Below are 13,426 nucleotides of genomic sequence, written 5' to 3' on the forward strand. Positions count from 1 at the left end.
TTTAATAAACCTCCTTTGTTACGACTTCAGCAAGTTCCTTAAGTGGAATATTTCCAAGAGCTTTGATACGAAGCTCTTTCATAATCCATCTGAATTTTGCTTTAGGATTCTTAGAGGTGTTTATTTTATTAAATCTATCATTTAAAGCAGGGATATCAGCGAGAATATTTTCTTTATTTGTTTTTACATAACCTATATTATTTAAAGCAGTGTTCATATCCATTTCAGGAGATTCAAAGAGTAAAGGAAGTATTGAATAAGCAATATCAAGGTTCAGCTCTTTTTGTTTTATAAAATCAAATAACTCATAAATTCTTTCATAATTAAATTGTTGGGCTCTGCTGGCATTAATGAAGCCTTGTTGGTATTTCCCCTCAAGATGTTTTAAATTGTGGCCAAGAAAGGTTCCAACAAATGCAGGATTGATGTTAAGGTCTGTATTTATTTTTTCTATGATAGGAACCAGGTTATTTCTAAGAAGATAGAAATAGGTATCTTCAGGAACATTCCAATTTTTTAGCTGCTGAATTCTAGTATTAACTTGACTTGGAAGGTGATTTTGAAGCTGATTAATCATGTCTTCATCAATGGAGATTGGAGCAGAATCGGTATCAGGGTACATTCTATCAGCACCAGGTAGCACTCTTTCAAAGATTGTGGTGCCATTTTCTAAGGCTTTTCTAGTCTCACTTGGAACACCTTCAAAAGCCATCTTGCAGCGTTCTTCAATGGTGTCTAAGGCAGTTGTAATATCCTCTGCTGGTCCCCAGAAAAGAATTTGACCATCCTCCTCTTTGGAATTAAGAAGAGTGCGGATGTGATTAAAGTTTACATTGCTATTCATGATCTCAGAATGAGTCATGTTAGGTTTTTCAATGCAGGCAATAACTTTAAGTCTATCGGAAATTTCATCAGCAAACATTCTTCCAGGCTGTGTAAAGAAGGACAATATATTTTTGAAGCCAGGAAGGTTTACAGCAATAAGTCTATAGCTTTTACTGGAAACATTTAAGCTAGGATTATGAATTTCTATGTGACTTAGACTCCATGTGTTGTAGTCTGGTATTTTCTTTAGTAAATCCGCTTTGATTTCTAAGAGGCTTTTTTGACGGAAGGCTTCATTATGAACTAATTCTGGAATATCACTTATTCTTGATACACCTTTAATTTCAATTCTTGTACCTCCTGTGATGCTAACGTTCACATCTTCACGTCCGGCACCAATGCCTGTTCGAACCTTTCCAGTACTGCGGTTAAGGAAACGGATATATTCAGCAGCTTCAGCAGCTTCATCTGGAGTTTTCATATCTGGATAGGTTACAGTTTCAATAAGAGGCATGCCAAGTCTGTCAGTGGTATAGGTTCTAACATGTCCAATATCAGAAACCTCACGACAGGAATCTTCCTCAATACTAAGCTGGATGATTCTTACCTTCTTATTCTTTAAGGGAATTTCACCTTCAATACTTACAATTGCAGTTCGTTGAAACCCTGTTGGTATACTTCCGTCAAGATATTGTTTACGGGTAATATGAAGCTCACCAACAATATTGGTTTTAAGAAGTAAAGCTACTTCCACAGCAATATTCAAAGCTTTCTCATTTATTTTAAATGGTGGAGTGTCATCAATATCATAGGTACAGGTGGTTTCATCTGCGATACGATATACAATGGTTTTCTTTGTTTTAAATTCCATTAGAGCAGTTCCATCATAGCCTCCCATTTCACTTAAGGTTGGCCTCATGTGACGTATAACCTCTGCATTATATTTATTATTTTTTTGGAATCTTCCAGCAGGGCAGTGGCAAAAAAGCTTTTTAGCAGTCTTTAACTGTTGATGAACCTCTAAACCACAGATTAAACCAAGATTTTCGTAGCTTTCTATGGGCGTTTCCTTGAGTGGTGTATAACCAATACGTTTTTGGGTTTCTAAATAATTATTCTCCATAATTTATTAATCCTCCACAAATAAAAATTCAAATCTATTCAAATATCTAGGTTAATTTCAAGGGTTTTTCGGTAAATTATCCATATAAAAATATATGTATTTGAAATTTAAATAATACTGGAAATGTAAATATGAAGTATTAGTCCTTTGATTTAAAACAGAATTTAAAACAAAAAAACATACCATCCTAAGATGATATGTTAAAAACTAATTAATCTTTTTTCTTAGAAGCTTCAACTATGTCTTGAAATCTGCTCATTATGTACTCATAGTTTTTCTTATTATGAGGCAATAAACATTGAGAGCAGTCTTTTATTCCGCTTTCGCCATACTTAGGGTTTCCTCCACAGTCAGGACCAAGAGCGTATAGCGGGCAGTAGCAGAATAAACAGTTGAATTCTTCAGGTTTATTAGTTTTGTGGCAAGGAAAGAACTCACATTCCTTATGATTAAAAAATTTATAATTATCGCCCATACTTAACCCCTCCACCATATAAATTATAAATTCATTATACTATATATTTGAAAAATAGTATAATGAAAGGCAGATAATCTTAGATTTAAAATATAAATTATATATTATGATATAAATACAATAGAAGGGATAAATTAAGATGACAGTAAAGTATATGGAACTTATCAATGAAGTTAAAATGCCAGCTATAGGTATTGGTACATATAAAACAGGAAGCGATGAGGAAACAGCACATGCAGTTAAGTTTGCCATAGAAGCAGGCTATAGACATATTGATGCTGCGGCTTTTTATGGTAATGAAATTGGTGTTGGAAAAGGAATTAAGGAAAGTGGCGTAAAAAGAGAAGACATATTTTTAGTAACAAAGCTTTGGAATGATGATCATGGGTATGACAAAACCATGGAGGCCTTTAATAAATCTTTGGAAAGATTACAAGTTGAGTATTTAGATTTGTATCTTATTCATTGGCCAACTAAACTTAATTCCGAAACTTGGAGAGCTTTTGAAGAGCTTTATGAGTCAGGAAAGGTTAGGGCTATTGGTGTATGTAATTTTAAGGAAGGTCATCTTGAGGAGCTAAAGGAAAGTGCAAAAATTATGCCTATGGTAAATCAGATGGAGGTACATCCCTTTAACACAAGAAAAAAACTGAGGGAGTACTGCAAGGTTAATAATATACAAATGGTTGCTTGGAGTCCAATAAGTAGAGGTAGAGTTTTAACTAACGAATTGTTAATTAAGTTATCTGAGAAATACAGCAAAACCATTACTCAAGTAGTGCTTAAATGGCATATTCAAAATGGCGTAGTTCCAATACCAAAGTCCTCAAATGAGGGAAGGATAAAGGAGAACTTTGAGGTTTTTGATTTTGAAATAGCTAAGGAAGACATGGAGTTAATAGCTTCATTAAATGAAGATAAATCTGTTACAGCAGGACCAGATAACACAACCTTTTGGGACTTTAAATAAAATTTATTAAAGCTTTTATGAGGTCTTAAGGAGTAAAAAAATAAATACTTAATATTTGTTGAAGAAAGCTTTTTTCATGGGAACATCTTCTGCATAGACTGCATTAACTATAATATGTAAGAACTATGAGATAAAGATAAGGAGATATATTATGAATTTAGACTTTCACGTACATGGAATATTAAGCAGAAAAAGCTGTTTTAATGAAGAGTTTTTTTTACTGGGAATAGAAAATGCTAAAGAGCAAGGGTTGGATGGATTTATTTTATGTGATCATTTTAATGCGGAAAATATTGACCAGATGTATAAGTATTTAGAAGAAAATTATGAGTATGAAGGTGATAGATATTTTGTTAATGGATTTTATGTATTTTTAGGCATAGAAGTTAATGTGAAAAATGGTGGTCATGTTATTGTTTCAGGAAATAGAGAAGATATTTATGAAATAAAAGATGTACTTATAGCATACAGTGTAAAGCCAAACTTTATACCATTAAAAGAACTATTAAATTTAGCGGAAAGTCATAATTGTTTAACTATAGGATGTCATCCATATAGAGGTTCACATAACCTTTGTTTACAGAGTAAAGAAGAGTTGAAAAGGCTAGATGCATTGGATTTAAATGCTAAGGATATATTTAACAGGGGGAAGTCTCAGGTGGAGGCAGAAGTAAAAGCTTTGTCAGAGGAATTAGAGATACCCTTTGTAACAGGAAGTGATAGCCATTTTCCTATGCAGTTAGGTAGTGTTAAATCTATATTTGAAAAAGAATTTTTAAATGTCATGGAAATAAAGGTGGAACTTAAATTAAGAAATCCTGGTATTTATGTTTCACCAGCTCTTGATTTAAAGGTTTTTTCAGCTAAAGTAGCTAAAAGATACATTAAAAAATTAGAGGTAAAGAAAGTTATAAATTAATAGTAGAAAATTTAAAGAAAAATTTAATACAAATTTCCTTAAGCTGTATTATAATTAAAGAGTATATGGATTATAAAGGCTTGGGGGATAGTATGAGAAAAATAAATTTCATGAAATTATATTCTGTAATATTTTTGTTGTTTACAATGTTTTTTTTAGTTAGCTGTGATTCAAAGAAGGATGAGAAAGAGGTTATCACTGAGGCTAAAATTATTGAGATTGATTCTAAAAGTAATACTTTAATGGTTGGTGGGAAAAATAAGTCTTCAATTAAGCAAATAGGTGATAAGTGTGTTATTTCCTGTGAAGAAGTTGAATTTTTTGGTGAAGCAGGAGAAGATATTGATTTTGAGGATTTTAGGGTTGATGATAATGTGAGTATAATGAGTGACGGTTTAGTGGAGGAAAGTTATCCAACTAAGTTAGTTAATGTAGAGTGGATTCAAATTAATAACGAGGAATAACTAAGGAATAAAAGTAGGTGTTGCAAAATGATTGAAAAATCATTTTGCAACACCTACTTTTGATATTTAAAATTATTTTATTCAAATGGAGAATTTATAAACGGAATAAAGTATCCTTGAGGGTGCTTACATACAGGGCAAGCCTCAGGAGCTTTTGGACCTTCGTAAATGAAACCACAGTTTGTGCACATCCATTGTTCAGAATTACTCTTACTAAATAAAGTATTGCTTTCTAACATATCTCCATATCTCTTGAATCTTTCAGAGTGAGTTTTTTCAATAGATGCAATATTTTCAAAAAGAATAGCAATGTCATTAAATCCTTCATTTTTAGCAGTTTCTGCAAAGGACTTATAAATTTCATCGTGCTCAGCAGATTCATGTTCTTGTGCTAATCTTAATAGGGTTAATGTATTATTTTCAACTTCAGCAGGGTAGGAGGCTGAAATACAAATTTCTTCTCCAGAGAAATCTTTTAACTTATCCATAAATTGTTTAGCATGAGCTTGCTCTTGGTTGGCTGTGTAGTTAAATAAGTCTTGGATTATAGCTAGATTTTGTTTTTTTGCAACTGAGGCCGCAAAATTATATCTGTTTCTAGCCTGGCTTTCTCCTGCAAATGCACGCATTAAATTTTCTTTTGTTTGACTATCTTTAAAGTTAATCATGATATTCCTCCTATATTGTATTCAATATTATCCTTCCTTTTGCTTATTAGTTTTATTCTAAAGATTTTACCACATAAATAGTTAAGATTTACTTTGTTTCTTTTACAGATTTGTAAGGTTGATTTAACCATTTTTATATAAGCACATATAATGTATCAATGGAAAACAAAAGTAAGTTTGAAAGGGGTTTTAGTGTGTTTAGTTTATTACCTTTAGGATTTTTAAATACAAATAATAATATGGGTTCATCACTGCAAAATATTATGCAAAGCTTTTTTAATACGGATTTTACTTCAGCATTAAATTTAAATGAAATGTTTAGAGCGAAAATAAAAGAAAGGGATGAGGATTTTATAATTTGCGCTGAACTTCCAGGTGTTAATAAAAGTGATATAAAATTTGCGTATAAGAATAATTATTTTACAATTGCTGTTATAAGAAGGGCTGGTTCAGAGCGAAGTGGGAATAGCTTTAGAGTAATTCAAGGTTGCTGTGGACAGACTTCAAGAAGTTTTTATGCGGAAAATGTAAATATTGGTTTGATGAAGGCTGGATTTAAGGGCGATATGTTAATTATAAAGCTTCCCAAGAAAGGAAAGTTAATCGAGACAAAAGAAAGGGTATTAATAAAATAAGATTTAGTTACTTAATTATAGGGGCATATGCCCCTGTTTTATTTCATGAAAATCCTTATTAAAAAATAATAAATGCATATAATATTTTAATATGTCTATTTATGTGATTATGTCACAAAAGAATATGAAAAAATAAAATACAATAAGTTTAGATAAAGGATTATGTATTAAAGTTTAGGAGGAATTACAATGAAGGAAAATTCATGGATTAAAGGAGCCTTGGTTTTAGGCTTTTCATTTTTTATAGCGATAATGCTAGTGAAACCAATAGGAGTATCAACACAATTTTCAGTTTTATCAGGAATTATCCACAGCTCAATAGACAAGGCTGTAATAGTGGAGGATTCTAGCAGAGAGTCAGGTTATAGCAGTACTAATGCTTATTATGATAAGTCAGAAGGAAAGCTTGCAAAGAGTATTAAAGAACCATTAAATTATGATTTTGTATTTGTCTTAGCTATTCCAGTAGGTGGATTCTTAGGATATATGTTGCTTAAAAAGAAGAAGGAAGAAGCTTCAAGTGAAACTGCAGAGGGTGCTTCTTGTTCAGTTGAAAATAAAAGAGGATTTATAAAAAACTATGGACCTAGTTTTGCAGGGGGATTTTTATTACTCTTTGGAGCTAGGATGGCTGATGGCTGTACAAGTGGACATATGATGAGTGGTATGATGCAGGGGAGTGTGAGCGGATATGTTTTTGCAGCAGCAGTGTTTGCTACAGCAATACCGACAGCATTACTTGTAAAGAAAATGAAGAAAGCTTAATGGAGGTATAGAACATATGGAAATATTATTAGCAATATTACTGGGTGGCTTCTTTGGATTTGCTTTATCTTATGTAGGGGCAACTGGATTTAAAAATATATTGAAGATGTTAAGATTAGAAGATTTATCATTAGCAAAGATAATTTTATTTGCAATAGGTTTTGGAAGTGTATTATTAGCATTAGCCAGCATGTTTGGATTATTTGATGTTTCACACTTAAATGTTAAGACTATGAACCTAGGAGTAATAATTGGAGGACTACTATTTGGTGTTGCCTTTGGCAGTGTTGGAACATGTCCAGGAACTTGTGTTGGAGCTGTAGGAACAAATGGTGCTAAAAGGGGTATAGTAGCTATTGCCGGAGGCTTACTAGGAGCGTTTGTATTCTCTTTAACTTATGGATATTTCAAGGATTTAGGTATGTTTGATGCATTAAATCTTGGAAAATTAACGTTGTTTAATATATCAGAAAAGTATCCAGCACTATTTAATATGGGATTTGGAGGCTTACTTATTATAGGAGTTTTATTTATGGCAGCAGGATATTTCCTTCCAAAGAAAATATTAAACAGCTAAATATAATGAAAGGTACCGCAGTTTTGCGGTACTTTTTATTATATATATTCCATTGCTTTTTCTAGATATTTTTTAATAACTATTTTTACTCAATTTTTTCTTTATACCATATAAATAATTGATCAGAGTTGTCTAGTGCAGAGAATAATTTATCTTTGAGCTTTGGAAAGGTGTTCCTTATTTTTATGATTACAAAAAAGTACCTAATTGTTGAGAAAGATTTTCGTTGATAGAATTAAGACAAGATAAAGATAAAGTATTTTGGAGGGATTAAAATGATTAAGCATATAAATGAAAATGAGTTTGAAAGAGAAGTATTAAATGAAGATAAATTAGTGGTAGTAGATTTTTTTGCAACCTGGTGTGGACCATGTAAAATGTTAGCGTCAATATTAGAAGAGATTCAAGAAGAGTTAAAGGAAGTAAAGATTGTTAAAATTGATATAGATAAAAATCCAAATTCAGCATCAAAGTATAAGGTGAGAAATATACCAACTATTAAAATTTTTAAAAATGGTGAAGAGGTAAAAACCAATGTTGGCTTTGCACCTAAGGAAGCTTTAATTTCTATGATAGAAAAGGCATAGTAAATTCAATATCAAAAGAGAAAAAGGAATATATCAGGAGGAGTTTATAAATGAAGAAATATGAATATATAATAATTGGTTTTGGAAAAGGAGGTAAAACTTTAGCTGGATTTTTAGGAAATTTAGGTAAGAAGGTTGCTTTAATAGAAAAGTCCAACAAAATGTATGGAGGGACATGTATTAATATAGGATGTATACCTACGAAAACCCTAGTAAGTAAGGCAAAGAATTCTTTAATAAAAAATCATAGCAATTTTGAGGATAAGGCTGTTGAATATAAGAGAGCTGTAAAAGATAAAGAAAATTTAATTGAAATGCTTAGATCAAAGAATTATACTATGCTTGATAGTAATGAAAATATAGATATATATAATGGAGAAGGTGCATTTGAATCAGACAGAGTGATTAAGGTTACAAATAGGAATGAAGAAGTAAGATTAGAAGGAGAAAATATATTTATAAACACTGGTTCAGAAACTATAATACCTGATATTCCAGGAATAATAAACAGCAGCAAAATATATACAAGTACTTCTATTATGAACTTAACTGAACTTCCTAAGGAGTTAGTGATAGTTGGTGGAGGTTACATAGGTCTTGAGTTTTCATCCATATATGCATCCTTTGGTTCAAAGGTTACAGTGATAGAAACTTTAGACAGAATTGCAGGGAGAGAAGATAGAGATGTTGCAGATAGTATAAAAGAAATTTTAGAGAAAAAAGGCATTTCTTTTATATTAAACGCTAAGGTTCAAGAATTTAAGGAAGAAGGTAATGAGGTTATTGTGTCCTACAAAGATACTTCAACTGGTTTAGATAGCAAGGTGAAAGGTGATGCTATACTTGTTGCCACAGGACGAAAACCAAATATTTCAGGATTAAACTTAGAAGCAGCTGGAGTAAAAACTACAGCAAGAGGAGCTGTTGCTGTTGATAATAAGCTTAGAACAAGTGTGGAAAATATATGGGCTATTGGGGATGTAAATGGAGGACCACAGTTTACTTATATATCTTTGGATGATTTTAGAATTATAAAAGATCACCTATTTGGAGATGGGAAAAGGAGTGTAGATGACAGACGCTTTGTACCGTATTCAGTATTTATTGAACCAAATTTATCTAGGGTTGGATTAAGTTCTGAGGAAGCCTTAAAAGCAGGATATGATATTAAGGTAGCTAAACTTCAGGTTGCTGCAATTCCAAGGGCTAGAACCATAGGGGAAATAGAGGGAATGATGAAGGCTGTAGTTGATGCAAAGACAAATAAGATTCTAGGATGTACTATTTTATCTGCAGAATCAAGTGAGTTAATAAATATTGTGAGTATGGCTATGAAGGCTGATTTAGAATATACCTTTATAAGAGATAATATATTTACTCACCCTACCATGGCAGAAGCATTAAATGACTTATTTTCAATGATATAAATGAAATAAAACATGTTATACTATATAATTTATATTTGTACCTTTAGTTCAAATATTATGTGGAGGTTGAATTATGTTTAATATAGATAACGAAATATACACTTGTCCAGTTGAGGCGCTATCAAGTATTTTAGGGAAAAAGTGGGTAGCTCAGATAATATGGACTATTAAAGATAGTAAAATAAGATTTGGAGAATTACAACGAGAGTTAGAAGGTTGTAGTAAAAAGATGTTAAAGCAGCAATTAGAGCTTTTAATTGAAAATAATATAATTATTAATGACAAAAAAACTATAAATAATAGTGTTGAATCTACCTACTTTTTAAGTGATTCAGGATTATTACTGCTTCCAATTATGGAGAAGATGATAAAGTGGAGCAATAGTAATCTAGCTTGTGGTGGGTAATGTTTTATAAGGAGGTCCTTAGTGGGAAATATTAATTTTTTAATTGTTTTTATAGAAGGAGTATTGTCGATTTTCTCACCATGTATATTACCAATACTGCCAATTTATTTAAGTATGCTATCTAATAGCAGTGTAGATGAAATGAAAAATTCTAAATTTAAAAATGGTGTTTTAATAAAAAACACTATCTTTTTTACCTTAGGAATATCAACGACATTTTTTATTCTTGGTTCGTCTTTAAGTTTCTTAAGTTCATTCTTTAGCACTAACAAAAATATTATAATGGTTCTTGGTGGAATTATAATATTATTCATGGGCTTATTTTACTTAGGGATAATAAAAATAGATTTTTTAAACAGAGAAAAGAGATTTAATGTTGAATATAAAAATATGTCATCTTGGTCGGCTTTTGTATTAGGATTTACCTTTAGCTTTGGATGGACACCATGTATTGGTCCTATTTTAGCATCTGTACTTGTAATGGCATCTAGTTCTAATAGTATGGTGACATCAAATTTATTAATTTTAGTGTATACAGTAGGTTTTGTTATGCCATTTATACTCTTATCTTTGTTTTATGGTAGACTTTTTAAAAGACTTGATAGTATTAAAAAGCATATGAAAGAGATAAAAAAGTTAAGTGGAATAATTATTCTTATTTCAGGATTAATCATGGTTATAAATGGTTTTGTTAATATCAACTCACAATCAATGGTGAATAAAGATGAAATAATTCAAGGTTCAGAAAGCATCACTGATGTAGAAAAACCACAGATCGATTTAAAAGAAACTCCAGAAGAAGAGCTTCTAGATGGAGCTATAAAAAATAGTGATGAGGAAGAAAAGAAAAAAATTTCTCCTATAGATTTTACCTTATATGATCAATTCGGTAACGAACATACTCTTAGTGAGTACAAGGGGAAAACTATATTTGTGAATTTTTGGGCTACATGGTGTCCTCATTGTAGAAAAGAAATGCCACATATACAAGAGTTGTATGAAGAGTATAATGATAACCAAGATGATGTTGTAATACTTGGAGTTGCTTCTCCTAAGTTGGGAAGAGAAGGGACAGAGGAGGATATTAAGGAATATCTAGCTGATGAAGGCTTTACATTTCCAACTGTATTTGATGAAAAAGGACCGCTCGTTAATGGATATGGTATAAGTGCTTTTCCTTCTACATTTATAATAGATAAAGAAGGATATATAACAAAATATATACCTGGAGCAATGAGTAAAGATATTATGAAAAGCTTAATTGAAGGTGAAAGATAGCTGGATATTTTAGGCATCATTAAGATGGGTTGCAAAATGATTAAAAAAATCATTTTGCAACACCTTTTTTTATTTGGAGAAAACTTATAAGTAAGGAGTTGTTTGTAATTAAAGAACATAAATATATGTGATTAATATAATAATTATAACAGTAAATTTAATAGGAGATATTTATGGCTTTCGGCAAATTAGAATTTCAATTGTATTTAGGAGAAGAATCTTTGCCAGTTACTGAAGCTGAAGTTCTTGTAATAAGCAAGGATTCAGAAGAAATAATCTCAGGAACATATACATTAAATGAAAGTGGAAAAACTATTCCAATCAGTCTTTACACTTATGATAAGATTCTTTCGGAAATTCCAGAAAATTTGATTCAACCCTATAAGACCTACGACGCCTTAATATTAAGTAACAGATTTCAGAACAAGTATATAAGAGATATTCCTATTTTTGAAGGAATTACATCTATTCAAATGGTTCAGATGGTTCCTAAAGCAAGAGGTGTAATGGATTTAGATATAGTCGATATTCCACCCAATGCTTTGCTTACAGATAGTCAGTCAATAAGTGATGAAGAGCTTAAAGCAGAGATCATGGCTGATTATATGCAGAACCCGAAGGTTTTAAGTAAGGTAGTTATACCAGAGTATATTACTATCCATTTAGGCTCACCATCATCTTATGCGCAAAATGTTACGGTTAGGTTTAGTGATTATATAAAAAACGTAGCCTCAAGTGAGATTTATCCAACATGGCCAAGAGAAGCTTTGAAGGCAAATATTTATTGTCAGATTTCCTTTACTTTAAATCGAATTTTTACTGAATGGTATCGCAGCAGAGGTTATGATTTTGATATTACAAATTCAACAGCTTATGATCAGTATTTTGTTAATGGAAGAAATGTTTTTGATACGGTAAGTTCAGTAGTAGACGAGATTTTTAATGAGTATATTAGCCGTCAGGCTTTTCTTGAGCCTTTACTTGCACAGTATTGTAATGGAACTACAGTAACCTGTTCAGGGTTATCTCAATGGGGTACAGTGGATTATGCTAATGCGGGAGATAAAGCATTTACAATTTTAACAAGATACTATGGAAAAAATATAGAGTTGAGGAGAGCTGAGGTTGTTCAAGGAGCTGCGGTTTCATATCCAGGTACAGCTTTAAAGGTTGGTAGTAGTGGTGATGATGTTAAGATGATTCAAAGGGAGCTCAATAGAATCAGGCAAAACTATCCGGCAATTCCTAAGATTGATAGTGAAAATGGGATCTTTAATGAGGCTACAAAAAATGCAGTTAAGAAATTTCAACAGATATTTAATTTAACTGCTGACGGCATTGTTGGTAAGCAGACTTGGTATAAGATATCACAGATATATGTAGGTGTTAAGAAACTTGCAGAGCTTCAATCAGAAGGAGAGAAGTTACCTATAACTACTACTCCGCCAATGGAAGTGTTAAGGTTTGGATCTCAAGGTGAAAATGTTAAGATAGCACAATATATGTTGTCATCTATAAGTCAATTCTATGACAAGGTGCTTCCTGTAAAGATTACAGGATATTTTGATGAAGAAACTTTAAATTCAGTTAAGTCATTCCAACAGCTTTTTGGACTTGAGGCAGATGGTATTATTGGTAAAGATACGTGGAGTAAGTTGTATAAGGTCTATAAGATGATTGAACCATATATCTTAAATTCTTCTGGAAAATTAATTAAGTATCCAGGATATTTGATTAGAAAAGGTCAAAAGGGTGAAGATGTAAAATTAATTCAAGTATGGCTTAATGGGTTAAGCAAGGTATATCCATTTATACCTAGTGTTGATCCTGATGGTATATTCGGAACAAAGACTATGGAGGCAGTTTTAATGTTCCAGACCTGGGCAGGGTTAATAGTTGATGGTATTGTTGGTCCACTAACCTGGGAAAGATTATATGAAGAATATAGAAATATAGCCCTAGGGATTTAATAAGTGTTGAAGTTACCAATTGAAAGTTCTACTTTCTCATAAAATAAAAATTAGACTCTTTATCTTATGAATAAAGAGTCTTTTTATTATTCAAATTCAGAACTTTTATATGTAGGTAGAAGTACAAAAGCAAAGCTGGCTTCTGTGAATATTAATACCATAGGAGATTTAGCAAGGGCAGAACCAGAGTTTTTAGAAAGAAGACTTGGAAATATGGGAATTATTCTTTATAGTTTTGCAAATGGAGAAGATTCATCAGAGGTGTTAAAGGAGGATTATTCTGCACCAGTAAAATCAATTTGTGGATAGAAAACAAAATATTGACCAGGTGGTTTGT

The 13,426-nt window shown here is 31.7% G+C and carries 15 protein-coding genes; 12 read left to right on the forward strand and 3 right to left on the reverse strand.

Annotation, left to right across the window (positions count from 1 at the left end; genetic code table 11):
• Position 1: 1 nt before the first annotated feature.
• Both gatE and BN1075_RS03045 read right to left on the reverse strand, forming a co-directional pair.
• Positions 2-1,948, reverse strand: coding sequence for a Glu-tRNA(Gln) amidotransferase subunit GatE (gatE, locus tag BN1075_RS03040; RefSeq protein ID WP_040191560.1), 1,947 nt, complete (start codon positions 1,946-1,948; stop codon positions 2-4).
• Between the two features lie 211 nt (positions 1,949-2,159).
• Positions 2,160-2,423 carry a cysteine-rich small domain-containing protein gene (locus BN1075_RS03045; protein WP_042386863.1) on the reverse strand — a complete coding sequence of 88 codons (264 nt, stop codon included), beginning with the start codon at positions 2,421-2,423 and terminating at the stop codon, positions 2,160-2,162.
• A gap of 139 nt (positions 2,424-2,562) precedes the next feature.
• Here BN1075_RS03045 and BN1075_RS03050 point away from each other — a divergent pair, with 139 nt between their 5' ends.
• The 3 genes from BN1075_RS03050 (at position 2,563) to BN1075_RS03060 (ending at position 4,776) form a co-directional block, all read left to right on the forward strand.
• A complete protein-coding gene (locus BN1075_RS03050) occupies positions 2,563-3,393 on the forward strand; it encodes an aldo/keto reductase (protein ID WP_040191563.1) in 831 nt (276 codons plus the stop codon).
• Between the two features lie 151 nt (positions 3,394-3,544).
• Positions 3,545-4,312 (forward strand): PHP-associated domain-containing protein, encoded by a 768-nt coding sequence (locus BN1075_RS03055; RefSeq protein WP_040191564.1) that lies wholly within the window; start codon positions 3,545-3,547, stop codon positions 4,310-4,312.
• A 92-nt stretch (positions 4,313-4,404) separates the two neighbouring features.
• Entirely contained in the window at positions 4,405-4,776 is a 372-nt protein-coding gene (locus BN1075_RS03060) for a hypothetical protein (RefSeq protein WP_040191565.1), read from the forward strand.
• 77 nt (positions 4,777-4,853) lie between these two features.
• On the opposite strand, the gene rbr is transcribed toward BN1075_RS03060, so the two are convergent.
• Positions 4,854-5,444 (reverse strand): rubrerythrin, encoded by a 591-nt coding sequence (gene rbr / locus BN1075_RS03065; protein ID WP_040191566.1) that lies wholly within the window; start codon positions 5,442-5,444, stop codon positions 4,854-4,856.
• A 194-nt stretch (positions 5,445-5,638) separates the two neighbouring features.
• Between rbr and BN1075_RS03070 the strand changes: the two genes are divergently transcribed.
• The 9 genes from BN1075_RS03070 to BN1075_RS03110 all read left to right on the forward strand — a co-directional run bounded on the left by BN1075_RS03070 (position 5,639) and on the right by BN1075_RS03110 (position 13,398).
• Positions 5,639-6,079: an Hsp20 family protein gene (locus BN1075_RS03070; protein WP_040191567.1), complete on the forward strand. Its 441-nt coding sequence runs from the start codon at positions 5,639-5,641 to the stop codon at positions 6,077-6,079.
• 189 nt (positions 6,080-6,268) lie between these two features.
• Entirely contained in the window at positions 6,269-6,844 is a 576-nt protein-coding gene (locus BN1075_RS03075) for a YeeE/YedE thiosulfate transporter family protein (protein WP_040191568.1), read from the forward strand.
• Positions 6,845-6,860: 16 nt separating this feature from the next.
• Positions 6,861-7,421 carry a YeeE/YedE family protein gene (locus BN1075_RS03080; protein ID WP_040191569.1) on the forward strand — a complete coding sequence of 187 codons (561 nt, stop codon included), beginning with the start codon at positions 6,861-6,863 and terminating at the stop codon, positions 7,419-7,421.
• 275 nt (positions 7,422-7,696) lie between these two features.
• Complete coding sequence (gene trxA / locus BN1075_RS03085; RefSeq protein WP_040191571.1) at positions 7,697-8,008, forward strand: thioredoxin; 312 nt, start codon at positions 7,697-7,699, stop codon at positions 8,006-8,008.
• Positions 8,009-8,058: 50 nt separating this feature from the next.
• On the forward strand, positions 8,059-9,435 hold the full coding sequence (locus BN1075_RS03090) for an FAD-dependent oxidoreductase (RefSeq protein WP_040191572.1): 1,377 nt from the start codon (positions 8,059-8,061) through the stop codon (positions 9,433-9,435).
• A 73-nt stretch (positions 9,436-9,508) separates the two neighbouring features.
• Positions 9,509-9,841 (forward strand): winged helix-turn-helix transcriptional regulator, encoded by a 333-nt coding sequence (locus tag BN1075_RS03095; RefSeq protein WP_040191573.1) that lies wholly within the window; start codon positions 9,509-9,511, stop codon positions 9,839-9,841.
• Between the two features lie 21 nt (positions 9,842-9,862).
• Complete coding sequence (locus BN1075_RS03100) at positions 9,863-11,119, forward strand: cytochrome c biogenesis protein/redoxin (RefSeq protein ID WP_040191574.1); 1,257 nt, start codon at positions 9,863-9,865, stop codon at positions 11,117-11,119.
• Between the two features lie 173 nt (positions 11,120-11,292).
• Positions 11,293-13,089 carry a peptidoglycan-binding protein gene (locus tag BN1075_RS03105; RefSeq protein ID WP_235777750.1) on the forward strand — a complete coding sequence of 599 codons (1,797 nt, stop codon included), beginning with the start codon at positions 11,293-11,295 and terminating at the stop codon, positions 13,087-13,089.
• A gap of 66 nt (positions 13,090-13,155) precedes the next feature.
• Complete coding sequence (locus BN1075_RS03110) at positions 13,156-13,398, forward strand: DNA polymerase thumb domain-containing protein (protein ID WP_040191575.1); 243 nt, start codon at positions 13,156-13,158, stop codon at positions 13,396-13,398.
• Positions 13,399-13,426 lie beyond the last annotated feature (28 nt).

Origin of the sequence: Clostridium culturomicium, from assembly GCF_000821305.1 — a bacterium.
In the GTDB taxonomy this organism is placed as follows: Bacteria; Bacillota; Clostridia; order Clostridiales; family Clostridiaceae; genus Clostridium_J; species Clostridium_J culturomicium.

Coding starts and splice junctions, on each gene's coding strand:
- BN1075_RS03105 (WP_235777750.1), top strand. CDS start 11,293: ATGGCTTTCGGCAAATTAGAATTTCAATTGTATTTAGGAGAAGAATCT.
- BN1075_RS03045 (WP_042386863.1), bottom strand. CDS start 2,423: ATGGGCGATAATTATAAATTTTTTAATCATAAGGAATGTGAGTTCTTT.
- BN1075_RS03080 (WP_040191569.1), top strand. CDS start 6,861: ATGGAAATATTATTAGCAATATTACTGGGTGGCTTCTTTGGATTTGCT.
- BN1075_RS03090 (WP_040191572.1), top strand. CDS start 8,059: ATGAAGAAATATGAATATATAATAATTGGTTTTGGAAAAGGAGGTAAA.
- BN1075_RS03095 (WP_040191573.1), top strand. CDS start 9,509: ATGTTTAATATAGATAACGAAATATACACTTGTCCAGTTGAGGCGCTA.
- rbr (WP_040191566.1), bottom strand. CDS start 5,444: ATGATTAACTTTAAAGATAGTCAAACAAAAGAAAATTTAATGCGTGCA.
- BN1075_RS03060 (WP_040191565.1), top strand. CDS start 4,405: ATGAGAAAAATAAATTTCATGAAATTATATTCTGTAATATTTTTGTTG.
- BN1075_RS03075 (WP_040191568.1), top strand. CDS start 6,269: ATGAAGGAAAATTCATGGATTAAAGGAGCCTTGGTTTTAGGCTTTTCA.
- trxA (WP_040191571.1), top strand. CDS start 7,697: ATGATTAAGCATATAAATGAAAATGAGTTTGAAAGAGAAGTATTAAAT.
- BN1075_RS03110 (WP_040191575.1), top strand. CDS start 13,156: ATGAATAAAGAGTCTTTTTATTATTCAAATTCAGAACTTTTATATGTA.
- BN1075_RS03050 (WP_040191563.1), top strand. CDS start 2,563: ATGACAGTAAAGTATATGGAACTTATCAATGAAGTTAAAATGCCAGCT.
- gatE (WP_040191560.1), bottom strand. CDS start 1,948: ATGGAGAATAATTATTTAGAAACCCAAAAACGTATTGGTTATACACCA.
- BN1075_RS03055 (WP_040191564.1), top strand. CDS start 3,545: ATGAATTTAGACTTTCACGTACATGGAATATTAAGCAGAAAAAGCTGT.